This is a genomic window from Nocardia sp. NBC_00403, from assembly GCF_036046055.1.
Taxonomy (GTDB): Bacteria; Actinomycetota; Actinomycetes; order Mycobacteriales; family Mycobacteriaceae; genus Nocardia.
Genome location: NZ_CP107939.1, coordinates 1,369,532 through 1,393,481 on the forward strand (window position 1 = coordinate 1,369,532; position 23,950 = coordinate 1,393,481).

Annotated in this window: 18 protein-coding genes; 5 read left to right on the top strand and 13 right to left on the bottom strand. The window is 66.6% G+C overall.

Features of this window, described 5'->3' with window-relative positions; all coding sequences use genetic code 11:
* Position 1: 1 nt before the first annotated feature.
* Entirely contained in the window at positions 2-1,546 is a 1,545-nt protein-coding gene (locus OHQ90_RS05815) for an acyl-CoA carboxylase subunit beta (protein ID WP_328408034.1), read from the top strand.
* A gap of 66 nt (positions 1,547-1,612) precedes the next feature.
* Here the strand turns inward: OHQ90_RS05815 and OHQ90_RS05820 are convergent, their stop codons facing one another.
* Positions 1,613-2,110 (bottom strand): peptidylprolyl isomerase, encoded by a 498-nt coding sequence (locus OHQ90_RS05820; RefSeq protein ID WP_328408036.1) that lies wholly within the window; start codon positions 2,108-2,110, stop codon positions 1,613-1,615.
* Between the two features lie 265 nt (positions 2,111-2,375).
* Between OHQ90_RS05820 and OHQ90_RS05825 the strand changes: the two genes are divergently transcribed.
* The gene (locus OHQ90_RS05825; protein ID WP_442941328.1) at positions 2,376-5,714 is read left to right on the top strand and encodes an arabinosyltransferase domain-containing protein; all 3,339 of its coding nucleotides are present in this window, start codon (positions 2,376-2,378) and stop codon (positions 5,712-5,714) included.
* A gap of 109 nt (positions 5,715-5,823) precedes the next feature.
* On the opposite strand, the gene OHQ90_RS05830 is transcribed toward OHQ90_RS05825, so the two are convergent.
* The 8 genes from OHQ90_RS05830 to OHQ90_RS05865 form a co-directional block, all read right to left on the bottom strand.
* Positions 5,824-6,072, bottom strand: coding sequence for a hypothetical protein (locus OHQ90_RS05830; RefSeq protein WP_328408038.1), 249 nt, complete (start codon positions 6,070-6,072; stop codon positions 5,824-5,826).
* Positions 6,069-6,473: a winged helix-turn-helix transcriptional regulator gene (locus OHQ90_RS05835; RefSeq protein WP_328408040.1), complete on the bottom strand. Its 405-nt coding sequence runs from the start codon at positions 6,471-6,473 to the stop codon at positions 6,069-6,071. The genes OHQ90_RS05830 and OHQ90_RS05835 overlap by 4 nt, the downstream gene beginning before the upstream one ends.
* Before the next feature lie 161 nt (positions 6,474-6,634).
* A complete protein-coding gene (locus OHQ90_RS05840; protein ID WP_328408041.1) occupies positions 6,635-10,207 on the bottom strand; it encodes an arabinosyltransferase domain-containing protein in 3,573 nt (1,190 codons plus the stop codon).
* Positions 10,208-10,244: 37 nt separating this feature from the next.
* Entirely contained in the window at positions 10,245-12,026 is a 1,782-nt protein-coding gene (locus tag OHQ90_RS05845) for a glycosyl transferase (RefSeq protein WP_328408043.1), read from the bottom strand.
* Positions 12,027-12,460: 434 nt separating this feature from the next.
* On the bottom strand, positions 12,461-14,707 hold the full coding sequence (locus OHQ90_RS05850; RefSeq protein WP_328408045.1) for a galactan 5-O-arabinofuranosyltransferase: 2,247 nt from the start codon (positions 14,705-14,707) through the stop codon (positions 12,461-12,463).
* Complete coding sequence (locus OHQ90_RS05855; protein ID WP_328408047.1) at positions 14,704-14,847, bottom strand: hypothetical protein; 144 nt, start codon at positions 14,845-14,847, stop codon at positions 14,704-14,706. The genes OHQ90_RS05850 and OHQ90_RS05855 overlap by 4 nt, the downstream gene beginning before the upstream one ends.
* Positions 14,848-15,128: 281 nt before the next feature.
* Positions 15,129-15,890 (bottom strand): decaprenylphospho-beta-D-erythro-pentofuranosid-2-ulose 2-reductase, encoded by a 762-nt coding sequence (locus tag OHQ90_RS05860; protein WP_328408049.1) that lies wholly within the window; start codon positions 15,888-15,890, stop codon positions 15,129-15,131.
* Positions 15,887-17,344, bottom strand: a complete 1,458-nt coding sequence (locus tag OHQ90_RS05865; protein WP_412003480.1) for an FAD-binding oxidoreductase — start codon at positions 17,342-17,344, stop codon at positions 15,887-15,889. Before OHQ90_RS05865 ends, OHQ90_RS05860 begins: the two co-directional genes overlap by 4 nt.
* A 117-nt stretch (positions 17,345-17,461) precedes the next feature.
* On the opposite strand from OHQ90_RS05865, the gene OHQ90_RS05870 reads away from it, so the two are divergent.
* Positions 17,462-17,917 carry a GtrA family protein gene (locus OHQ90_RS05870; RefSeq protein WP_328408051.1) on the top strand — a complete coding sequence of 152 codons (456 nt, stop codon included), beginning with the start codon at positions 17,462-17,464 and terminating at the stop codon, positions 17,915-17,917.
* A gap of 48 nt (positions 17,918-17,965) precedes the next feature.
* On the opposite strand, the gene OHQ90_RS05875 is transcribed toward OHQ90_RS05870, so the two are convergent.
* The 3 genes from OHQ90_RS05875 to OHQ90_RS05885 all read right to left on the bottom strand — a co-directional run bounded on the left by OHQ90_RS05875 (position 17,966) and on the right by OHQ90_RS05885 (position 21,629).
* The gene (locus tag OHQ90_RS05875) at positions 17,966-18,607 is read right to left on the bottom strand and encodes a pyridoxamine 5'-phosphate oxidase family protein (RefSeq protein ID WP_328408053.1); all 642 of its coding nucleotides are present in this window, start codon (positions 18,605-18,607) and stop codon (positions 17,966-17,968) included.
* A gap of 223 nt (positions 18,608-18,830) precedes the next feature.
* Positions 18,831-21,020 (bottom strand): molybdopterin-dependent oxidoreductase, encoded by a 2,190-nt coding sequence (locus tag OHQ90_RS05880; RefSeq protein ID WP_328408055.1) that lies wholly within the window; start codon positions 21,018-21,020, stop codon positions 18,831-18,833.
* Between the two features lie 117 nt (positions 21,021-21,137).
* The gene (locus tag OHQ90_RS05885; protein WP_412003477.1) at positions 21,138-21,629 is read right to left on the bottom strand and encodes a hypothetical protein; all 492 of its coding nucleotides are present in this window, start codon (positions 21,627-21,629) and stop codon (positions 21,138-21,140) included.
* Between the two features lie 185 nt (positions 21,630-21,814).
* Between OHQ90_RS05885 and OHQ90_RS05890 the strand changes: the two genes are divergently transcribed.
* Together OHQ90_RS05890 and OHQ90_RS05895 are read left to right on the top strand one after the other, a co-directional pair.
* Complete coding sequence (locus OHQ90_RS05890; RefSeq protein ID WP_328408057.1) at positions 21,815-22,375, top strand: DUF4282 domain-containing protein; 561 nt, start codon at positions 21,815-21,817, stop codon at positions 22,373-22,375.
* 307 nt (positions 22,376-22,682) lie between these two features.
* Entirely contained in the window at positions 22,683-23,471 is a 789-nt protein-coding gene (locus OHQ90_RS05895; RefSeq protein WP_328408058.1) for a helix-turn-helix domain-containing protein, read from the top strand.
* Between the two features lie 29 nt (positions 23,472-23,500).
* Here the strand turns inward: OHQ90_RS05895 and OHQ90_RS05900 are convergent, their stop codons facing one another.
* Positions 23,501-23,926, bottom strand: coding sequence for a MarR family winged helix-turn-helix transcriptional regulator (locus OHQ90_RS05900; RefSeq protein ID WP_328408060.1), 426 nt, complete (start codon positions 23,924-23,926; stop codon positions 23,501-23,503).
* Positions 23,927-23,950: the final 24 nt, after the last annotated feature.

Consider the following 23,950-nt stretch of genomic DNA (forward strand, 5'->3'; position numbering starts at 1 on the left):
AGTGAGCACTACTGCCGAGAAACTCGCCGACCTGCGCAAAAGACTCGAGTTAGCGCAGGAACCGGCGGGGGCAGCGGGGGTGGCGAAGCGGGCGAAGAAGGGAATCCCGAGCGCCCGCGACCGGATCTACATGCTGCTCGATCCGGGCACCTTTGTGGAAATCGGTGCGCTGGTGCGCAAGCCGGGCGACCCGACGGCGTTGTACGGCGACGGTGTGGTCACCGGGCACGGGCTGGTGGAGGGTCGGCCGGTCGCGGTGTTCTCGCATGATCAGACCGTGTACGGCGGATCGGTCGGCGAGATGTTCGGCCGCAAGGTTGCCTACATCATGGAATACGCGGCGAAGGTCGGCTGCCCGGTGGTCGGCATCAACGATTCGGGCGGCGCGCGTGTCCAGGAGGCTGTGACGTCGCTGGCCTGGTACGCCGAGCTGGGCCGACGCCAGGAACCGCTGTCCGGCATGGTGCCGCAGGTGTCGATGATCCTCGGCAAGTGTGCCGGTGGCGCGGTGTATGCCCCGATCAACACCGATGTGGTGGTGGCGACCGAAGAGGCGTACATGTTCGTCACCGGCCCCGGCGTGATCCGGGAGGTGACCGGTGAGGACGTCAGCCTCGAGGAACTCGGCGGCGCCCACAGTCAAGCGCAGTACGGCAATATCCATCACGTCGCCACGGACGAGGCCGCCGCTTTCGAATGGGTGCGCGCCTACCTGAGCTTCCTGCCGACGAGCTGCCAGGAGCTGCCGCCGGTGGTGAATCCGGGTCTGGAGCCCGAGACCACCGAGAGCGATCTGGAACTGAATTCGCTTGTCCCCGACGCGGACAACTCGGGCTACGACATGCACGACATCCTGTTGCGCATTTTCGACGACGGTGATTTCCACGAGATCGGCGCGGGGTCCGGGCGCAATATCATCACCGGATTCGCGCGGGTGGACGGACGCAGCGTCGGCGTGGTCGCCAATCAGCCGATGGTGTCCGCCGGTGCGCTGGACGCACGGGCCTCCGACAAGGCTGCGCATTTCGTGCGGATGTGCGACGCGTTCGAGATTCCGCTGGTGTTCGTGGTGGACACCCCCGGCTTCCTGCCCGGCGTCGAGCAGGAGAAGATCGGCGTCATCAAGCGCGGTGGCCGGTTCCTGTTCTCCTATGTGGAGGCCACCGTCCCGAAGGTCACCGTGGTGATCCGCAAGTCCTACGGCGGCGGGTACGCGGTGATGGGCTCCAAACAGCTTGGCGCAGACGTGAATCTGGCGTGGCCGACCGCGCGCATCGCGGTGATGGGCGCGGAGAGTGCGGTCAGCCTGATCGGGCGCAAGCAGATCGAGGCGGCTCCGGAGGAGCAGCGCGCGGCCGTGCGTCAGCAGATGATCGACTTCTACAACGCGACCATCGCGACACCGTGGGTGGCCGCCGAGCGCGGCTACATCGACGCGGTCATCGAGCCATCGGCCACCCGGCTGGAGCTACGTCGCGCGCTACATCTGTTGCGCGACAAGAAGCTTGCCCGCAATCCGCGTAAACATCACCTGCTGCCGCTCTGATCCGCCGTACCCGATCGGGCCGCACTCCGGTGGAGTGCGGCCCGATTCGCGTTGTGTGACAACAGGTCAGGCGACGGACGCCGATTCGATGACGACCTCGTCGCGCGGCACATCCTGGTGTCCGCCTTTCGAACCGGTGCTGACAGCGGCGATCTTGTCGACCACCTCGGTACCCTCGACAACCTTGCCGAACACCGTGTAGCCCCAGCCCTGCGGGCTCGGCGCGGTGTGGTTGAGGAAGCCGTTGTCCGACACGTTCACGAAGAACTGCGCGGTGGCCGAGTGCGGGTCGTTGGTGCGCGCCATCGCGACGGTGTACTTGTCGTTCTTCAGGCCGTTGTCGGCTTCGTTCTTGACCGGAGCGTTGGTGGGCTTCTGCTTCATGTCGAGGGTGAAGCCGCCGCCCTGGATCATGAAGCCGGGGATAACGCGGTGGAAGATGGTGCCGCTGTAATGGCCGGCGTTCACGTACTCCACGAAGTTCGCCACGGTGGCGGGGGCCTTCGCATCGTCCAGCTCCAGCACGATCTTTCCGAAATTCGTCTCGAGATTCACCTTGGTCATGACCCCCAGCTTTCCACTGACCCCACATCCGGTCAGCCATTCGGGGTCTACTTTCTGTTCGCTCGACTGCTGCCAAGCCCCCTTTCCCATCGATTGGGGCCTGTGTCGGCTGCCATCGCGAGCGGGGACATCCGGTCGACAACCCTGACTTTTCCCAGGATGACCGGGTGATAGCCGACAGTCGGCTCGGACGCCGACGCCACGCAGGGCGCAACTGCGTCTGGCCTGAAGACGCGGAGAGGCAGGGGAGCTAGCATTGCCAATCGTGCCCGACGCCGCTACTGCTGTCTTGACGAAACCGCCTGCCGCGCCTGCGGCCGCGCCGAACGATTTCCGCACCGCGCGAATAATCGCGCTGGTGGCGGGTGTGCTGGGGGCACTGTTCGCGCTGGCTAGTCCATTCCTGCCGGTCGCGCAGACGACTGCCGTACTGAACTGGCCGCAAGACGGCAAGCTCGGCAACGTGCAGGCGCCGCTGATGTCGCAGGTCCCTATCGAAATGAAAGCCACCATTCCGTGTGCCGCGGTCGCGGAATTGCCCGAGCAGGGCGGCATGCTGCTTGCGACGGCGCCGCCGCAGGGGGATCGGGCGGCGCTCGAGGCCATGTTCGTCCGGGTGTCCGACACTGCGGTGGACGTGATCGACCGCAACGCGGTGGTGGCCTCGGCGCAGCGGTCGCAGATGGGTGAGTGCTCGTCGATCACCATCAGCTCCGACAGCAACAGCACCAAGGCGGCGTTCGACGGCCTGACCACGATGGTGGAGAAGCCGGTCGAGGGCGGCGCGCCCGGTGCCAAGCAAATGGTTGCAGTGCCGGTCGCGGGGCAGCTCGCCGGTGATCTGCGGCCGCAGGTGGTCGGCGTCTTCTCCGATCTGCAGGGCGCGGTGCCCGCCGGGTTGTCGATGCAGATGACCGTCGACACCCGCTTCACCTCCACCCCGACCGCGATCAAGCTGGTCGCGATGATCGCGGCGGTGCTGTGCACCCTGATCGCCCTCGGTGCGCTGGCCCGGCTCGACGGCAGCGACGGGCGCGGCCACCGCCGATTCCTGCCCGCGAACTGGCTGAAGCCGACCTGGACCGACGGCGGCGTCATCGGGATCCTGCTGGTGTGGCACTTCGTCGGCGCCAACACCTCCGACGACGGCTACATCCTGAGCATGGTGCGGGTCGCACCGCACGCGGGCTACATGGCCAACTACTTCCGCTGGTACGGCGTGCCGGAGGCGCCGTTCGGCTGGTACTACTACGTGATCCAGATCTTCTCGGAGATCTCGACCGCGAGCGCGTGGGTGCGGCTGCCTGCGCTGGCCTGCGCCATCCTGTGTTGGATGGTGATCAGCCGCGAGGTGGTGCCTCGCCTCGGTCGCGGTGTGCGCAACAGCAAGGTTGCGCTGTGGACCGGTGGGCTGGTCTTCCTGACCTTCTGGATGCCGTTCGACAACGGGCTGCGCTCGGAGCCGATCGTCGCGCTCGGCGCACTGCTGACCTGGGTGTCGATCGAGCGGGCCATTGCCACCGGTCGCCTGCTTCCGGCCGCGGCAGCGATTCTGGTCGCCGCGTTCACGCTGGCGGCCGCACCGACCGGGTTGATGTGTGTGGCGGCCCTGCTCGCCGGTATTCGCCCGCTGGTGCGGATCGTGGTGCGACGGCATCGGCAGTTCGGCACGTTGCCATTGCTCGCGCCGATAGCGGCGGCCGGTTTGCTGGTGTTGATCGTGGTCTACAGCGACCAGACCTTCGCCGGTATTCAGGAAGCCAACCGGGTGCGTCAGGCCACCGGGCCGAACCTCGCCTGGTACGAGGACTACCTGCGCTACTACTACCTGTTCGTCGAGACCGTCGACGGTTCGCTGCCGCGCCGTTTCGCCTTCCTTGCGATGCTGCTGTGCTTGTTCACCACCATGTTGGTGTTGCTGCGGCGCAGGCAGGTTCCCGGCATCGCGAGCGGCCCGACCTGGCGGCTGATGGGCGTTGTCCTCGGCACCATCTTCTTCATGATGTTCAACCCGACGAAGTGGACCCACCACTTCGGCGCGTATGCGGGCATCGCGGGATCGCTCGCCGCGGTCACCGCGGTGGCGGTTTCGGCGAGCGCATTGCGTGCGCGGAAGAATCGAGCGATATTCCTCGCCGGGTTGCTCTTCCTGCTGGCGATCTCGTTCTCCGGCATCAACGGGTACTGGTATGTCTCGAGCTTCGGTGTGCCATGGTTCGACAAGCGGATCTCGCTGCACGGTTACCAGTCGAACACCCTGATGCTCGTGCTCTTCGGCGCGGCGCTCGCGCTGGTCGCCTGGTATGCGCTGCGCGAGGATTACACCAAGCCACAGCCTTCGGCGAAGTCGTTGCGCGGCAAGCGAATCCGCAAGTTTGCCGCCATCCCGCTGACCGTTGTCGCCGCGCTGATGGTCGCCATCGAGGTGCTCTCGCTGGTGAAGGGCGCGTACTCGCAGTACCCGGCCTACTCGCTGGCCCGCTCGAACTTCGATGCGCTGGGCGGCAACACCTGCGGTCTCGCCAATGACATTCTGGTGGAACCGGATCCCAACGGCGGCAGGTTGCAGCCGATCGTCGACCCGGCCACTGCGCTGAAGGATCCCAACGACCCGCTTGCCGGGGCCGACCCGGTCGGCTTCGACCCCAACGGTGTTCCGAAGGACCTGTCCGCCGACAGCGTCGAGGTGAAGCCGGGCACCGGCAACACCTCCACCCAGTCCGTCGGCGCCGCGTTCGAGAAGGGCCAGAGCGCGGGCACCGGCGGCGGCGTCGGCGCGCGTGGCGTCAACGGCAGCACCGTGGCGCTGCCGTTCGGGCTCGACCCGGCGACCACCCCGATCCTCGGCAGTTACCAGGAGGGGGTGCAGCAGCCCGCGCACGTGGTGTCCAGCTGGTACGAGCTGCCCGCCCGCTCACCGGAGAAGCCGCTTGTGGTGATTTCGGCGGCCGGCCGCATCCTGTCGATCGACGACACCGGCGACGTCAAATACGGCCAGTCGCTGACCGTCGACTACGGCAAGCGGCTGCCCGACGGCAGCGTCGAATCGCTCGGCACCTACCTGCCGCGCGACATCGGTCCGTTCCCGTCGTGGCGCAACCTGCGGGTTCCGCTCGATCAGATCGCGCCGGAGGCCGATGCGGTGCGGATCGTCGCCAACGACCCGATCCTGATCGGAGACCAGTGGCTGGCCTTCACCCCGCCGCGGATGCCCAAGTTGCAGTCGCTCAACAGCTTTATCGGTACCGAGCAGCCGGTCCTGCTGGACTGGGCAGTCGGTCTGCAGTTCCCGTGCCAGCGTCCGTTCGACCATAAGAACGGTGTTGCCGAGGTACCCGGCTACCGCATCCTGCCGGATCGTCCGCTGGCCGTCAGCTCCACCAACACCTGGCAGGCCGAAGAGTTCGGCGGTCCGCTCGGCTTCGCCCAGATGCTGGCGAAGTCGACAACGGTCCCGACCTACATGAAGGACGACTGGGCGCGTGACTGGGGCTCCCTGGAGCGCTACGACCAGTACGACCGCAATGCCACCCCGGCGAAGCTGGAGACCGGCACGACCACCCGTGGCGGTCTGTGGTCGCCAGGACAGCTCCGGGTGTTCTGACCCGCGGGGGCGCCCCTGCCCGGGGCGCCCCCGACATGGCAAAAGGCCGTCGCGCCGGTGATTTCAACCGGCGCGACGGCCTTCCTGCTCTCAGCGCTCGGACGGGTGGTCAGACCTTCGTCATGCGAAGGCCGAGTTCACGGCGAAGCAGTTCGGGCGAGGGGTGGCGGGCCAGTACACGCAGCACCGCCGGTCGTAGTTCCCGTTGCTCGTCGGCGGTGAGCATTCCGACGAGGTCGCGTAGATCCATGTCATCGAAGGCCGCGGTCATGGTGCTCAGATTACGGTCCCGCCGCAGGTTCGGCAGGTTTTCGGATTGCCAATCTTGGGGGTAGTTCTGGCTGTACCGGCGCGTCATACTCCCGACTCGCCGTCGTAACGGGCTCGCGCGGCGAGCACGTCGTCCATCCGTTCCTCGGCCCATGACTTGATCACCGACATCACCGGTTGCAGGCTGCGGCCCAGCGCGGTGAGTTCGTAGTCGACGCGGACTGGCACCTCGGCAGTGATCCGGCGTTCCACCAGACCGTCGCGTTCGAGGGTGCGCAAGGTTTGGGTGAGCATCTTCGGGCTGACTCCGGCGATGGACCTGTTGATCTCCGCGTAGCGCCGCGGGCCTTCGGCCAGCGCGACGAGCACCAGGCTCACCCATTTGTCGCTGATCCGGTCCAGCAGTTGGCGTGTGGGGCACTCCGCGACGAATGCGTCGTACCGCTGTTTCGCCAGCTCGCGGTGCTGCGCCGCCGTTGTGGTCGCCATGGACTTCCCTTGCTACTCGTTACGTCCCGTAGCACCAACACCGCACGGGTACGCACAGTCAGCACCATGAGGGGTGGGTGAGGGTAGTGAAATGGTGGTTGGGATGGGACCGCCATTTCACTGCGCTCGGCGCTTTGATCGGGGTGGGAGGTAGGGAGCGGTCAGCGTACTCGGATCGGGTCGGATTTGGTCCAGCCGTTGCGGGTTTCGACTGTGACGCCGATGGGGGCGGGGGTGGCGTTCGGGGCGTAGGGAGTGAACTTTTCGAGGGAACCCCAGTCTCGGGACCAGTCGTTGTCGAGGTAGGTCGGGATGGTTTGGGACTTCAGGAGCAGGCCGGTCCAGCCGAGCGGGCCGCCGCCGATGTCGTCCTGCCAGGCGTTGGAGGCGTCGGAGCCGACGCGGTCGGGCAGGATGCGCCAGTCGGGGACCTCGGCCACGCCGTCGTGGTGATCGAACGGGCGTTGGCAGGGGAAGGCCAGGCCGACATGCCAGTCGAGCAGGACCGGATTCGTTGAGCCGACAACGGAATTCAGGGTTGCCAGTTTGGGCAGCCGGGGCGGGGTGAGCGCCAGCCACTGCTTCTGGGTGATGTCGTTGTCCACCGCGACCAGGCGTACCGCGTCGACCTCCCGCGGAATGTGGTTCAGCGGGACACGGAGATTGCGCCACGACGGTGCGGGGCCGATGTCCAGCGGGGCGACGGAGCCGAGCACATTCACGGTGCCGTCCGCGGCCCGCGTACCGTACTCGAGCCGCAGTTCCGCGCCATAGGTGACCACACCATCCGCGTCGACCGAGCGGATCCGGCCTGCGGCGGTGATGGCCAGGACGCGGTACGCGGGGTCGTCGCGCAAGCTGCCGCCCAGGTCGAGGCGATACCACTGCGAGGTCAGCTTGGCCTGCTGCTGATCGCTGTCCTGGTAGCTGCCCATGACGGGCGTGCGCGTCGGGTCCAATCCGAACGGCAGGGCCACCGTGCTGCCGTTGATGCCGGCCTGTTCGCTGGTGCCGCCCCCGGTGCCGGCTCCGGTTGTCTTGGTGGTCTTGTTCTTCGAATCGGTATTCACCGAATTGGCGCCGCCCGACACTGTTTCGTCGGCGTCGGCGGTGAGGTCGCTCGCGACGCCGTTGGGGGTGAAGCCCTTGGATTCCGCCGACAATCCGTCGGCAGGGGAGCCGGTGAGGGGCAGTAGCAGCGAGTCCGGAGTGTCGGTCTCCACCAGCACCTCGTTGGCCAGTGCGCACGAATTGCCCGCCAGCGATTCCAGATTCGACTTCGCGATGGAGTACGCGGGGAACTGGGTGACCGCGGCCTTGGCCAGCGAGGCCACCTCGAACAGCACCAGCACCGCCGCGGCGATGGTCAGCGGTGCGGAGGCGAACCGATCGAAACGCGTGGGGGCCGAAGCACTGGCCCTCCGGTAAGGCTCGCGATAGTGCAGCCACACCGCCACGACCAGCGCCACTCCACTGAGCACAAGGAACAGCGTGGAGATGCCCTTGCCCGCTATCAGCGGAGCCTTGTCCCACCACGGCACGCCGTAACTGGACACGTACCACCAGCCGTTGGATCCGGTGAAGGTGATCGCCAGCAGGAACAGCACCGCGGCGGCGAACAGCGCCCTATTGCGCGGTGCGCGAATGCCCTCGCTGCCCACCGCAACCGCGGCCAGTGCGGCGAGCGATCCGGCCAGCCCGGCGTACACACCGAAGTGGTGGGTCCACTTGGTCGGTGTGAACATCATCAGCAACAGCGAGGCGAAAACGATGCCGAGGATGCGCACCGACGGCCCGCGCGAGGTGCCGGGAATCCGCCCCTTGCGCAGCACCTGCAGCACGCAGACCAGCAGGCACAGCAGCATGACGAGCACGCCGAAGCGTCGCGACAGCGACCCGTCGGGTGCCAGCATCAGCAGCGAATCCCAACGGGTGCGTTCATCGAACCAGGCCACATTCGGGCCGACGATGGTGCGCGCCCTGGTCGCTTCCATGACGGTCGCCAGTGTTTGGTCGGCGAAAACCACTACCAGGACCAGGGTTCCGGCCGCGAGGCCAGGTGCGAGCAGTGCCGCATACCGGAAGAACGCGGCCAGCCGCGACGGGCTGCCGTCGGCAGTGCGCCGCTCGGTGACCGCAGCGCCCTGGCGCCGGTCGCCGGAATCAGCCCGGCTCGCAGCGGAATCCTCGCTGCGATCGGATTCGCCGCTTTCGGTCGCAGCGCCGGTGCGGGCGCCACGCGCGGTCGAGTCCTCGCTGCGACCGGTTTCGTTGTCCCCGGTCGGTGTGCCGGTGCCGGCCTCGCCCGCGGTCGAATCCGTGCTGCTGCCGATTCCGCGCCCACGGGTCTCGGTGCCGGATTCGGCCTTGGCAGCAGCGAGATCCGCCTCGGCCTCGTCACGCCGCACCCCGCCGAGCGTCCCAGCCGCGTCCCGTGCCCGCCGGATGATGATCTGCAATACCGGTCGAGACCCGGCGATCAGCGCGGCGATGCAGATGAGTCCGGTCGGCCCGGCCGCCAGCGAGAAGGCGGCGATCAATACCGCGATGGCGGCGGGCAACAGCCGTCCTGTCGCGATGGCGCGTTCGATCGAGCACCAGGTGAGCAGCGCGCCCGCGGCGATCAGCGGTTCCGGCCGCAGGCCGTTGTCGTAGGGGAGCCAGAAGGCGAGGAAGACCAGCCCGGCCGTCCACAGCGCGACCTTGTTGCGCCGCACCCTTGCGCCCAAGCGGGGCAGCACTTCTCGGCTGATCACCAGCCAGCACACCACTCCCGCCCCCAATGCGGGTAGCCGCATCCACGGGCTGGCGTCGGAGACCTTGGTCATCCACGCGAGCACCTCGTAGGACCAGCCGAACGGCGCTTCCGGCACGGCGAACCAGCGGTAGTAATTGGCCATATACCCGGCATGCTCGGAGGCGCGGGCCATGTTCAGGATGTAGCCGTCATCGGAGGTGTTCGCGCCGATGAAGTGCCACAGCACCAGGATGCCGAGCACCGCGCCGTCGGCGATGGTGAACCGCCACCAGTGCGCGGGCAGGAAGCGCCGTGGCCGCCTGCCATCGGCATTGTCGAGCAGATGCAGTGCGATCAGCGCGATGATCGTGAACACGGCAGCGGCGATCATCGCGGCCAGCTTCAGCGCGGACGGCGTCGAGGAGAACCGCGAGTCGATATCGATGTGCACCCGAGCGCCATCGAGCTGTGCGGCGTCCAGCGGGGTGAACACCCCGACCACCTGCGGCCGGATGTCCCGAGCCACGGTGTTGCGGAACGGCGTCCCGTCTTGGCGCTTCGCGCCGGTGAATTCGGCGGTCGTCGCGGCGGCGGTCGCCGTGACGGTGACCGCCTCGCAGCCTGCGATCTCGGCAACAGGGGCCGACAGCAGCGGTACGTCGCGCTGGATAAGCGCGAGCATGCCGTCGGTCACCGAGACGACAAGCCCCTTGGCTGTCGCCTGCCCGGAGCCGTCGGGAACGGTCGACAGCAGCGTGCCCGACCCGGCCGCCCGCACGACCGCGCACGGCAGCGTCGCACTCAACCGCTGTGGCACGTAGGACACCAACGGCGCCTCGACGCTGCCTGCACCGGCCTGCGGCCAGTCCAGCGTTGCCTGGTCCTGCTCTACCGGCAAAAGCGGTGTCAGCAGCGCCAACACGAATCCGAGAAGCCCGGAGACGAGGGCGATCAGGCGGTTACGGGTGAACGCTCGTGATGATCGGTCCGGTCGCACGGGGGTTGATGCTATCTACCGTCGCCTGTGATCCCTGCTACCGCAGCACCCGAACGTCCCAGAGCCACACATCCTCGACCCGGGTCGGTGTGACCCCGAGCAGTTGCGTCATGGTCGTGCGCAGCACATCGACGTTCTTCGTCGAGGGCAGCACCACCACATCCGCCTGCCAGAACCGGAGGTCGTCGCGAGCACGCGTGCGCGCGTCCGCGTCGATGTCCGGTACGACTCCAGTGTCCTGCGCCTGGACGAGCAGCGCGGTGGTCGGCCTGGTTTCCGGTCCGTAGATGCCCTTCTTCGTGGTGCTGGTCGGGCCGACAAAATAGCCGCCGGCGAGCGCGAAGTCGAAGTTCGCGTCGGCCTGCCAGCGCAGCGCTCGCGCGTCGGCCGGTCGCGGCGGCGGCACCGTGACCACCGAACCGCCGCTCACGTAGTCGCGCACCGTCCCGTCGGCGAAGAACTCCGGCGTCGGCGCGCGCTCGGTCACCGGAAGGACGGTCGGCACCAGCGGCAGCAGCGCGAGCGTCAGCGCCGTGAACCAGGCCAAGGGTTTCCGGTCGCCCGCGGACTGCCACCACGATGCGACCGCGCGGTCGGTGGCCAGCGCGAGAATTACCGCGATGGCCGGGATGGCCGCCATGGTGAGCCGGGTTTCCAGCACGGTATCGAGCAGCGGGACCTGTTCGGCCCAATGCCACGGCAGCTCGATCCCGGTGGATTGTCTGCCCAACATGGCGACCGCGCCGAGCGACAGCACCCCGAACACCGCGATCACGACACCGGCGGCGCGGACAACGCGCGCTCGCCACAGCAGCGCCACGGTGACGGTCAGCAACAGCAACAGCGGCCACCCGAAGTAGGCGTTCTGCTCGGTCTCGTTGATCGCCACGTATTGGCCCGGCGCGAACATCCCGCCCAGCGATTCGGACGGGAACTGCACGAGGGATTTCAGGTCATTGCCCATCGGTCCGTGGTCGATCGAGCGGTAGCTCTGCGGCCCGAAGAACTGCCACCACAGCGGAATCTCGGTGAGCATCACCGTGATCACCGCGGCGAGTGCGACGGTCGGAATCAGTGCGCGCAGCACCCGTAGCCCCGTGCGCGGTGCGTGCAGGTAGTACACAACGGCGAACAGGCCGAAGGCGAGCGCAAAGATCAGTAGCGGTTCCTCGCCGAGCGCGATCTGCATCGCGACCAGCAGGCCGAGTGCGATGGCGTCACGAATATGCCTGCGTGGCATACCTTCTCCTGCATCGCCACCGGTTGTCGCGCGCTGTGCCATGCGAATGATCAGACCCGCGATGATCGGAAGTAGCAGCAGCGCGACAAAATTCGGATGTGCATTGGCATGCGAGATCATCGCCGGTGCGAAACCGCAGAACAGCCCGCCGATCGCCGCGGCAAGCCGAGACTCGACGAGCTCCCGGGAAAACAGCCGATACCAAGCGAAGGCCGTGCCGCTCAGGCCGAGCGTGAGTACCAGCACGAAGGTGACGGTCGGACCGAACATCAAGGTGATCGGGGTGAGCGGCACTCCCACCCCGAACATGGCCGTATTGGCCATCATGTTCACGCCGGCCGGAAAATTCTGCAGATCGGTGCCGAGCGGATTCTGCAGATGGGCCACCGAATGGGCGGTCACCGCGAAAAACCACTCCCACATCGTCTGGTCCTGACCACTCTTGATCAGGTACCCGCTGTGTGTGTTGCGCCACTGCCCCGACAGCACAGTGACCGCGGACGCGAGATACCCCACCGCGACGACCAGATCGCTACGACCGACCCGAATCCGTGACAGCCGCCGCTTCCCGACCGCCACCGGCCGGTCCGATAGAGACACTCCGTTCGGTGTCGCTCCCGCTGAAACGACGCCTACAACTTCCAGTGTCTCGACCGGCAAACTACTCCTCCAGATGGCAGAACCAGCCGTCCAAAGTACCCAGCCACCCTGTGAACACCCTGGCAGCCCCGCTTCCTGGCGTTAGCGGGACGTCCTAGCGGATGTCATCGAGACCCTGCCCTCGGGCGCTCGTGTCGACCATCTGGCTGAGTCCCGGACGTCCCCGTCCACTTACCCATTCCGCCCACAAACCACTCATTTCCGCCCCACGAGTGGCACATGGCTGCGGCAAACACCGAGTCGAGGCTCGGCGTGTAACTCGTGCGGATCGTGATCGCGGTGTTCGGGGTGCTGTCGCTCGGCGCGGTCGCCATGGTGGGCAGACAATCCACCGGGATCGAGCTGCCGTGGCGCTACTTGGTCACGGTGACGAGGGTGAAGGGGCCGATGTCGGTGGTGGTGAAGTGCGGGTCGTTGAAGAGTTTCTTGGGGAACGTCACGGTGTAGCGCTTGACGTTGGGGTCGTTGGGGTAGACGTCCTCGGCCAGGCGGAGGGTGTAGTTGTCGCCGTTGCTGCGGAACAGGAAGGCGTCCGGTGCGCGCCACGGGGCGGCGGCGAGGGCGTCGAGCATGGCGCGGGGGGAGTCCAGCCTGCTCCAGCCCTTGATGGTGGCGGCGCGGCCTGCGAAGTCCGCCAACGGGTTTGCGTAGTGCGAGGTGAGGGCCTGGAAGCCGTAGTAGGGGTAGAAGGCGAGAAAGCTGGTGTCGGCAGTGAGGAGCACCGTGTCCGAGCGTGGTCGGCCGGTCTGCGCCAGCAGCGCGGCATCCACCTCGCGATAGTGCGACACCGCCGAGGGGCTGCGCTTGTCTGCGCGCTCGCCGTTTCCGTCGGTATCGGTGTAGGCGGTGGTGATCTCGGGGGCAAGCACCCGGGGGATGTCCTGGGTGAACGCGAGCGCGCCGACGGTGGCGACAGCGATCACCGCGAGCCGGAATCGTCCCGGCTCGTTGAACGCCTGGTACGCGGCCCGTGCGCCCTCGACGAAGCCGAACGCGCCCGCCGCGGCGAGCAGCACATCCAGGATCGGTTCCAGCCGGAACGAGAGCAGCGTGGTTCCCGCTGCCGTGGCCACCATCGACAGCAGCGTCCAGAGGTAGATGGCCACGACACCGATGCCGAGCGCCTGCGCTCGCCGCGACGAGGAAGCCCGCACCACCAGCCAGGCCGTGCCGATCAGGCACAGCCCGCCGAGCAGCGAGAACTGTGCCATCGGCAGCGGCAGCTCGGAGCCCGATACGGGCAGGTAGTGCAGCGCGGTGCCCGACTTGGGAGTGGTCGTGCTCACCCACTTCAACAGATACGGCAGCCACACGACGAGTGCGACAACCCCGGCGATCACGCCGATCACAGCCAGGCGGGCCAGCGGTGGAATCGCGGCGCGCCACGACGACCCAGTGTCCGTAGTCGCGACCACTCGCGCCCGACGTGGATGCGCGGCCGCCCGCTGCTCCCGTACGGCGAGCCCGGCAGCGATCAGACCCATCAGGCCGATCGCGAAGGCCGCGAGCCCGAAGTACAGCGTGTAGAACATGGCCGCAACGCCCAGAAACAGCCCGGTCCCGATGACCGCGCCCCAGCCGCCGGCCGTCCGGCTGCCGCGCTCCGCCGAGGCGACAACGCTCGCCGGTGCTTCCGCGCCGGTGGTTCGGTTGCCGTGTTCGGCTGGGTCGACAGCGTTCGCCGGTGCTTGCGCACTGGTGGTTCGGTTGCCGTGTTCGGCCGAGTCGGCAGCGCCTGCTGGTGTCTGTCCACCTGCCGTCCGGCTGTCAGGTTCCGCCGAGCCGGCATCGCCATCCCCGTCGGCTATCGGGGCGGCAGGTTGTGGCGCCGATGCGTTCCGGCCGTGCTCACCCGGCCGGTACAACGCACCCCAGGCGAGCACCAGGGCGGGCGGCAGCAGGATGACGATGACGGCGCTGTAGGCCTCCGGTGCGGCGGTGGTCAGTGCGACCGCCGTGATCGCCGCGGTGACGCCGATCGCCCAGTCCGTGCGAATCAGCTTCGACCACAGCACGAGCGAGATCGTCGCCGCGACAGCCAGCGACCCGATGGCGTACGGCTTGAAGGCTTCCCAGCCGTCCATGCCGAGCACATTCGCCACGCGCCCGCCGATCCAGAACCACCCGGCGGGGTAGAACGGGGGCAGGTCGGCGTATGTCATGTCGTGCAGTGCCGCACTGTCGGTGAGCCGTGTCAGATACTCGGTGCGAAACTCCTGATCCACCGAGATGCCGAACAGATACAGCTTGGTCGCCGCCAGCGGCATGCCGAGGGTGAAGGTGACGAACGTCGAAACCCCCACCCACGACAGCAGTTTCGCCGCCAACGGCCACCGCCGGACGCGAATGAGACCGATCGCGACCGCGAGCATCACCGCGGCGAGGACCTGACCCACCGTGGTCAACGCCCGAGTCACATTGGACGAATTGAACGCAGGCCACTGCACCATCGAAAACGCCACCAGCCCAACGGTGGCCACTATCACGGCGACAAGGCCCGCCAGTACCGCTTCACCGAGGCCGGAGCCGATGTACCGCGCGATCAGTGCGCCACGGGTCGGCCGCGAGGCGGTGGCGCGTACCGCGGTTGCCGTGGTCATCGAACCGCCTCGTCGCCGCGCAGCGCTGCCTGCTGATCGGACCGTGCGGCCGCATCCAGCGTGGCCGCCGTGTCGGTGACCCCGCCACGAGATCGGCGCACCTCGAGGTGGCTGCCGCGATCTTGTCCGAATACTCGCATTGCATCTCCAGAATCACTGGGTCGGCTCGGTGATCGTTGCGCCGCACCCACTACTCGGCATTGCGCAAGGTCGCCACGCAGGCGACCGGCGCTTATGCTGCCAGGTCCTGGCGCGGTATGCGCGCACCGTACGCGACCCGGAGCATTCCGGCCAGACCGGCCGGTCTCGAGCTGGCCGGCCGCAGCACCGCACCTTCTTACGGGTCCGCACCCGCCCCGAGCACCACAGGAGCTGCGGTTCCCGGGAACGGGTGCGGAGGGCCGAGACGCGGCAGGCAAGCTCAGATGGGCAGCTTGCGGAAGATCGGGCGCGGGATGTGGCGCAGGATCATCATCACGAAGCGGAAGGCGCCGGGCGCCCAGATGAGCTCCCTGCCCTTCTGGGAGGCCGAAACCGCAAGCGCCGCAATGTCTTCCTTGTCGACGGTGAGCGGAGCCTCTTTGACGTGCGCCGAGAACCTGGTCCGCACCATGCCGGGTCGGATCACCAGCACGCGCGGGCCATGGGGGCGCAGCGCCTCGCCGAGACCGAGGTAGAAACCGTCGAGGCCGGCCTTGGTCGACCCGTAGACGAAGTTCGAGCGGCGTACCCGCTCACCGGCGACCGAGGACATGGCGATGATGCGCCCGAAGCCCTGCGCCTTCATCTTCTCGCCGACCAGCACGCCGACGGAAACCGCTGCGGTGTAGTTGATCTCGGCAACCTGCACGGCTTTGCGCTGGTTCTGCCACAGCTCTTCCGGATCGCCGTCGAGAGCGAAGGCGACGATGGCGACATCCACATCGCCTGCGTCCCAGGCCGTGTCGATGACCTTCGGGTGGCTCTCGGTGTCGAGTGCGTCGAAGTCGATGACGTCGACCTGATTCGCCCCGGCCGCCTTCATCTGGGAGACCGCGTCCTCGCGCAGCGGATCACCGGGCAGCGCGGCCAGAATGATCCGCGCGGGACCCTTCTTCAGGTACTCGGCGCAGATCGCCAAGCCGATTTCCGAGGTACCGCCCAGCAGCAGGATGGTCTGCGGGTTGCCTACGGCATTAATCACTGGAGCTCCAGCCTTCTCGCCATATCGGACATGAAAACGCCTGTGGGATCGACACTTCGGCGGACCTTGATCCACTCGTCGATCCGGGGGTACATCTTGTGGAACGCCTCCGCGGTGGTGCGCGAGTCCTTCGCGGTGTACAGCCGCCCGCCGAACTCCATCACCCGCTTGTCCAGCTCGCCGACCAGCTCGTTGAGTCCCGGTTTGATGGGGAAGTCGACGCAGATGTTCCAGCCCGGCATCGGGAAGCTCAGCGGCGCCTGGTTGCCCGGCCCGAACAGCTTGAAGACATTCAGCGCCGAGTAGTGGCCCGAGGCTTGGATGTCGATGATGATCCGCTTGAATTCCTCGACCGCCTCGGTCGGCACCACGAACTGGTACTGCAGGAATCCGTTGGATCCGTAGCCACGGTTCCACTCCGCGATCATGTCCAGCGGGTGGTAGAACTGCGTCAGGTTCTGCACCTTGCCGGTGTAGTTGCCGCCCATCCGGTAGTACGCCTCGCCGATGGACATCAGCGACACCTTGTTCATTGTCCAGTTCGGGAAGATGTCCGGAACTGTCATGAGCTGGGGTGCGTCGAATTTCAGCGGCTTGCGCTGTAGCTTCGCGGGCAGCTCGTCCAGCTTGGCGAGGCGGCCGCGGGTGATGGTGGCGCGGCCGAGCTTCGGCAGCGGGCTGATCACGTCGAACCATGCGCTGGAGTAGGTGTAGTCGGCTTCGCTGCCGTCGCTGTGCGCCGCGATCGTCTCGTCGAGAGTGGTGGTCTTGACGCCGTCGTTGAGGAAGTAGGCGCTCTCGGTGACCACCATCTCGATGGTGGCGCGCAGGATGATGCCCGTGAGTCCGTTGCCACCGACGGTGGCCCAGAACAATTTGGCGTTGCGCTTCGGTGTGAGGTGCTGCACCTGCCCGTCAGCGGTGAGCAGATCGATCGAGCGCACGTGGTTGCCGAAGCTGCCCTCGCTGTGATGGTTCTTGCCGTGGATATCGGAGGCGATGGCGCCGCCGATCGTCACCTGGCGGGTGCCCGGTAGCACCGGGACCCACAGCCCGAACGGCAGCGCGGCCTTCATCAGCTGATCCAGGCTGACCCCGCCGTCCACATCGACGATGCGGGTGTCGCCGTCGATCCGGTGGATGCGGTTGAGCGCGGTCATGTCGACGACGAGGCCGCCGGCATTCTGCGCATGATCGCCGTAGGAGCGGCCGAGCCCGCGCGCGATCACACCGCGGCGCAGGTGGGCAGGCTTGCTGTCGTTGTCCTCGGCGACCATGGCAACAGCCTTGGCGATCAGTTCGGGATCGCTCGTCGAGAGCACTTCGGAAGAGGTTGGTGCGGTGCGACCCCACCCGGTCAACGCCCGAGTGCGTGTCGGCAGAGCGAACGCATCATCGGGGGTGTTGCCGGAGTTGATACCGGTTGCGGTGGCGGTCGGAGCTTTCGTGGACATCGGCATAGAGGCTACATGCATGGCCGGACATCCGGTCGGCCTCGCCGTACTCTCCGGTACGAGAGGCCGGGCCAACGCCCACCCACATCACCGGCCGCCTCCCGCTACGCTCGTCGCGTGCATGCCGAACCCCACCTCCCGCTCCCGGCCGAACTGCCGCTTGTCGACGAGCCGGGCGGTACCGATGTCGACCTGAAAACGCAGATCATCCGCTTCGGTGTCACCGGCGGATTGTCGGCCGTCGTCGACTACGGGCTCTACAGTCTGCTGCTGAACCTGATCGGGCTGCCGGTCAGCGTCGCCAAGTCGATCAGCTTCATCGCGGGCACCACCACCGCGTATCTGATCAACCGCCGATGGACCTTCCAGGCGCCACCGAGCCGAGCCCGCTTCCTCGCGGTGGTGGTGCTCTACGCCATCACCTTCGCCGTCCAGGTCGGCATCAACGCGGTGCTGTACGCCACCCTGACCGACGAGTGGTGGCGGCAGCCGCTGGCATTTGTCGTCGCCCAGGGCACCGCCACCGTCATCAACTTCGTCGTCCAACGCCTGGTCATCTTCAAAATCCACTGACCCCGGATAGGAACTCACCGAGGGTTTCTCTACCCCCGGCCACACGAGTCAGCGTGGGACCAAGGCTGGGGTTGTGGGGTCGGTTGCGTCGGTGGACTGTGCTTTGGCGCCGAAGTAGTCGCCGCCTTTGGCGCGGACGTTGTCGGTGCCCCAGTCGCGTTGCTCTCGCGCCGCGGGCACCAGGTGCGGAATGTGCTTGCGGCAGTGGATGTAGGCCTCGTCGATGTCGACGACCACCCAGCGCTCGGCCGCTCGACCTTTGTGGCTCTCCGGTAGATCGGACACCGATCGACGCAAGTTCTCGTCGTCGATGATGCGGGCCGAGCCGTTGATGTGCAGGCCGATCAGGTCGCGGACGAAATCGATTAGCAGGATGCCGACGTGCGGGTTCTCCAGGATGTTGCCGAGGCTGGCCATCACGCCGTTGCCGCGGTATTCGGGATAGGCAATCGTGCGTTCGTCGATGACGTGCAGAAAGCCGGGCAGGCCCGCGCGGAAGCTGGCGTCGCATTCTCCGTGCTTGTCCGAGGTGGCGATGAAGGCCATATCCATCCGCGCGATGAATTCGACCATCGTGGGGTTCAGTCGGTCGAGCACCTGGTCGTCGTAGAAACGGCCGGCTCTGTCCTGGGTGTTGTACCTGTCCTGGAGTTCGTGCTCACCGTCACTGCCACGCTGTATGCCGGGCATCTGTGCCCCCTCTGGTAGCCGGAGTCCGGCTACTCGGGGTTCGACGCTGAACCGCGACTAAACCGAAATCTTGTCCATCTTAATGGGTTTCGCCGGGCAAAGCTACAAAATCCATCGTGCGAATGTATCGAATGCTTAATTAGCGCAAGGGTTTCCACAAGTTAGCCGGAAGCCGACCGACCGGATTTTTGCCGGTCGATCGGCAGCTGATGCGGCGGTGAGCTCAGGCCGGCGTCACGGTGACAGGGACACCGTTGAACACCGCGTTCCCGGACGGCACGTCGACCACCGAATCATCGGTCAGCACATTGGCATTGACCCCGGCGTGGTCGCGCGCCACCGCTTGGGTGCTGTCGGTGTGACCCCAGCCGTGCGGCAGGCTCACCACCCCGGGCATGATCGCGTCGGTCGGCTCCAGCGGCACCGTCAACGATCCGGCGGCCGATTTCACCACGGCGTTGTCGCCCAGGCCGAGGCGCGCCACATCGGCGGGATTGATATGCAGTGTGCACTTGTTCGACCCGCTCACCAGCGTGGCGATGTTGTGCATCCAGCTGTTGTTCGACCGCAACTGGCGTCGCCCGATCAGCACCAGATCCGGCGCGGCGTCGTCGAGCCTGCCGCGCATCCTCGCCACATCGTCGAGCAACTGTTGCGGCGCGAGCTCCACTCGGGTGGAAGCCGTGCGCAACGCTCCTGGCAGTCTCGGCTGCAGCGGCCCGAGATCGATGCCGTGCGGATTGTCGAGCAGCACTTGTAGATTGAGCGTGCCGCCATTCCACTCGCCGTACGGGCCGAGGCGCAGCATCATGTCGATGCGCTGCTCGGTGCTGTTGTCGCCGATCAGCTCCGGCCGCCGATCCGCCAGCCCGGCCTTGTGTAATGTGCCCGCGATGACCAGCTCGTCCACCGCGGTGAGTGGGTCCTGCCCGCCGGTCCCGTCGTGTGGTCTTCCGGTCAGCGCCGCCGCGAGCCGAGCGATCACGCCGGCCTCCGAGGGGCGATCGCCGAGCGGCACAAGTGGTCGCGAGTAGCGCGCATAGTTACGGACCGCGAACTGCAGGAGCGCGAAATCGTAGTGCGGCGACTGCACCGGCCGCGGTGGCGGCAGGATCACATCGGCGTGCCTGGTGGTTTCGTTCAGATACCTGTCGACGCTGACCATGAATTCGAGCTGCGCGAAGGCCACGTCCAGCCGGGCCCCGCTCGGCGCGGAGAGCACCGGGTTGCCGGCGACCGTGATCACCGCGCGGACCTGCCCCTGGCCGGGCGTGGTGATCTCGTCGGCCAGGGTGGCCACCGGCAGCTCGCCCATCGCCTCGGGCAGTTCACGAACCCGGCTGGCCCAGCGGCCGGTGCGGAACGGTTTGGTGCGGGCGATGCCGCCGGCAGCAGCGTTCGCGAACATCGCGCCGCCGGGGGAGTCCAGATTGCCGGTCAACACATTGATCACATCGACAAGCCACTGGGTGAGGGTGCCGAATTCGGCTGTGCAGGTGCCGATTCGGGCGTACACCGCGGCGGTCGGCGCGGCCGCGAGCTCCTGCGCAAGCCGGACAACGGTCTCGGCAGGTACTCCGGTTCGCGCCGAGGCTATCTCCGGGGTGAAATCTGCCGCGGCCGCGCGCACGTCATCGAGTCCGGAAACTTCGACACGCACGTCTGTCAGGTTCTGCGCGAACAACGTGTGGACAATTCCGAACAAGAGATAAGCATCGCTGCCCGGCCGAATGAACAGATGCTCGTCGGCGAGCTTCGCCGTGCGGGTCACCCGAGGATCTACGACGACGAATCGGCCGCCCCGATTACGCATCGCTTTCAACCTGCCGGGGAAATCCGGTGCGGTGCACAGCGATCCGTTCGACTCCAGCGGATTCGCGCCGAGCATGAGCAGATAGTCGGTGCGATCGAGATCCGGCACCGGCACAGTCAGCGGATCACCGAACATCAGCCCGCTGGCCACCTGCTTGGGCATCTGGTCGGCCGTGCTCGCGGAATAGAAATTCTTGGTGCCGAGCGCGCGGATCAGCACCGGCGCATAGAGCGCGCCTGCCACCGTGTGCGCATTCGGATTGCCTAGATACAGTGCCGCGGATTGGTTCCCGTGCTCGGCCACGATCGCGGGGAAGCGCTCGGCGATCAGATCGAACGCCTCGCTCCAGGATGCGGTGCGCCACGTGCCGGTCGCACGGTCGCGAATCATCGGTTCGGTCAACCGGTCCGGATCTTCGTCCAGATGACCGAAGCTCGCACCCTTTGGGCAGATGAAGCCCTTGCTGAACGGATCCTGCCGATCACCACGGACCGAGGTCACATGGTTGTCGGGATCGAGGGTGATTTCGAGTCCGCAGACCGCCTCGCACAGCGGGCAGGTGCGCAGCAGCGTGCGGGACGGATCAGTGATCTGGGCCATACCCCATCATCACCCGCGGCGACGCAGAGTGAAACAGCAATGACCGATAACCGCAAATGCGGCTATCGGTCATGGTGGGCCGGGTAGTGCGGACCCTGCCCTGATGCAGGTGTCTCCTCAGCAGGCGACGCTGGTGAGCGCGGTGCGCTGCTTGCGCGAGGTCGCCGAACGGACGGCCGCGCTGATCGCGACCACCGGCGGGATCCAGCGGGCCTCGTTCGGCGCGATGCTCCAGCAGGCCGAGCCCGCCATCAGCTGGGTCGGCGGCAGCGGAATGCCATCGCCGTCGGTGTAGACGGTCGCGCCGGCCTCGCGCAGCGCCTCCAGCGCCATCGCGGCCTTGCGGACGCCGGTGACCAAGTGGATCTCGCGACGCTCGGCGCCGGGGATCTCGATCACGGGACCCGACAGGTTGTTCGCGCGGAGGAACCGGCGCACCTCGGCGGCCAGCTCGCCGCTGACCTCGATGCCCGACAAATCGGCATCCGTGATCAGGCAGATTCCGTTCGTCGTTTCAGCGATCGTCCACCCGCGCTGGATGTACTCCTGCGCCGCGGCAGTCATTTCTGCCGCCGAGACGGAAGTCGGAAACGTGGTGCGCACTGTCATTCTCCATTCCCCGATGAACTGGGTCCTGCTGCATTCATGGGTCGTATCGGCGGGGGGTGGCATGGGCGTTACGGGTTTTCAAAAGATCTTTCCGAGTGTCGTATTCGTCTCATCCGTGCGGGCTCGCTATGGCAGGTTTCCGGTCGTCTCTTGGCGGGTCGGCGCTATGCGGGGAGGATCGCGACATGACCGATGAATCCAACGGCGTTCCGGCGCCGGATTCGGATGAATACGAGACCGAATCGCGCTGGATCGCTTGGAAAGAGTCCGCCTCCCGGCGGTTCTCTCGCTCCGCCGTCACCGAGGAAGCGCCCGCCGAGCCCTTCGAAAGCCCGCGCGCCTTCGGCAAGTGGATCGTCGAGGCCGCACGCGGACTGCTCGATGTGCAGTTTCACCGCCCGGCGACAAGGACGCTGTTGCCGCTGGCCTACATGCTCGGTTTGGCCTTCGCGGTGGCGCTGCCGATCGCGCTGATCGTGCTCATGTGGCAGGTCTCCGCGGTGCTCGGGGTGCTGGCCGCGCTGGTGGCGGTGCCGCTCGGGCTGACCATCGCGGCCGTGGTCCGGCTGCTGCTGGAATTCCTGGTGAACGCGTCCAGGCTGGCGACCAGGGTGGAGCACATCAGTGAGCTGGCCGACGATCTGTTCCAGGCGCTTTCGGATGTCGCCGAGCCGGTCAACCAGCTTTCCGAAGATGTCCGTGCAGTGCAGTTCTGGCGGTTCCGCAAGGGCGGTTCGCGCAAGTAGCAAACGATCTGAGTTGCCGCATCCGACGGCGCTCGAACCCGTTCGACGTAGCTACGTCATCGGCGTATCTGTGACACCCACAGTGTCCTCTGCGAGTTTCATTGTGAAACAATGCTGTTCGGATGTCCGATTCCTAACGACGGATATCAGGTAGGAAGCGTCGCACTCACGTTCACGGGAGGTTCGCGAGCGGCAATGACGCCCGGCACGAGGGGGAAGTATGGCTTCACCGCACGGCACCACAGGTTCGACGATGCCGCGCAGGCAGCTAGGCCGTCACCTCCGCGATCTGCGCAACCGAGCCAGAATGACCACGCGGACGGCCGCCCAGAAGCTCGAGTGGTCCGAAGCCAAGATCTGGCGGATCGAAACCGGCCAGACCTCGCTGCGCAGCCTGGATGTCGAAGCCATGTGCAAGATCTACGGTGCACCGAGCGAACTCGTCGAGCCGTTGACCGCGCTGGCAAGGGAAACCAAGGCCAGGGGTTGGTGGACCGGCTACAGCGATGTGATCACCGAGGGTTTCGAGGTGTACATCGGGCTGGAGGAAGCCGCCAGGCTGCTGTCCACCTATGAGAACGAGCTGGTTCCCGGCCTGCTGCAGACCGAGTCCTATGCGCGCGCGCTGCTCGCCGCGGGCCGCCCCGACGCGACGGCCGCCGAGATCGAGCGCCGGGTGCAGTTGCGAATGGCACGGCAGGCGTTGGTGACCCGGAGTGATTCGCCGCTGCAGCTGGACGTGGTGATCGGTGAGTCGCTGCTGTGGCACCGGGTCGGCGGCGGCGAGGTGGCCGCCGAGCAGCTCGAGCACCTACGGCGCATGTGTGATCTGCCCAATGTGCGAATCCAGGTGGTCCCCTCGGATTCCGGCTATCACGATGGCATGGAGACGGGCCGCTTCGTGCTGCTCGATTTCGCCGAGGTCGCCGAGGGCGAGCTGACCGAACCGTCGGTCGTCTATGTCGAGGCGTTCGCCGGGCCGGTCTACTTGGACAAGGAACACGAAACGGCGCGGTACCGAAAGGCTTTCGCCGGCATCAAGGCGGCGGCGTCGGATGCTCGGTTCGTCATCGAAGAGGCGCGCGCCGGCGTGTGATCGGTTGCGACAGCGGCGATCGGTGCTGCCTAGGTGCAGCGTCGACTGCCGTCCCAGGTGTTCTCGAGTATCCCGCGATGGGTCGGCAGTGCCTGCTCGTAGACCTCACGGCCCTTGTCGGTGAGGCAGACGAAAATCGCGCGGCGGTCCTCGGCGCACATGGTGCGCGAGACAAGGCCATCGCGCTCCAGCCGGGCCACGGCGCGCGAGAGCGCGCTCTGGCTCAGGTAGATGTCATTGGCCAGATCACTCATCCGGTAGTTGCCGCAGTCGGCGTCGATCAGCCGGTCCAGCGTCTCGAACTCGCTGAGTCCGATCTCATGCTGATTCTGTAGCGCCTTTTCGAGTGCGCAACTCACCGCCGCATGTCGGTCGAGCAGCTCACGCCACTCTCCCACCAGCCCGGTCGGCGCGACGGTGCGCCGGGCTGCGTCTGGAGTCGACACCTTCGACATGGCCCCATCTTAGTGGTTCCCAGG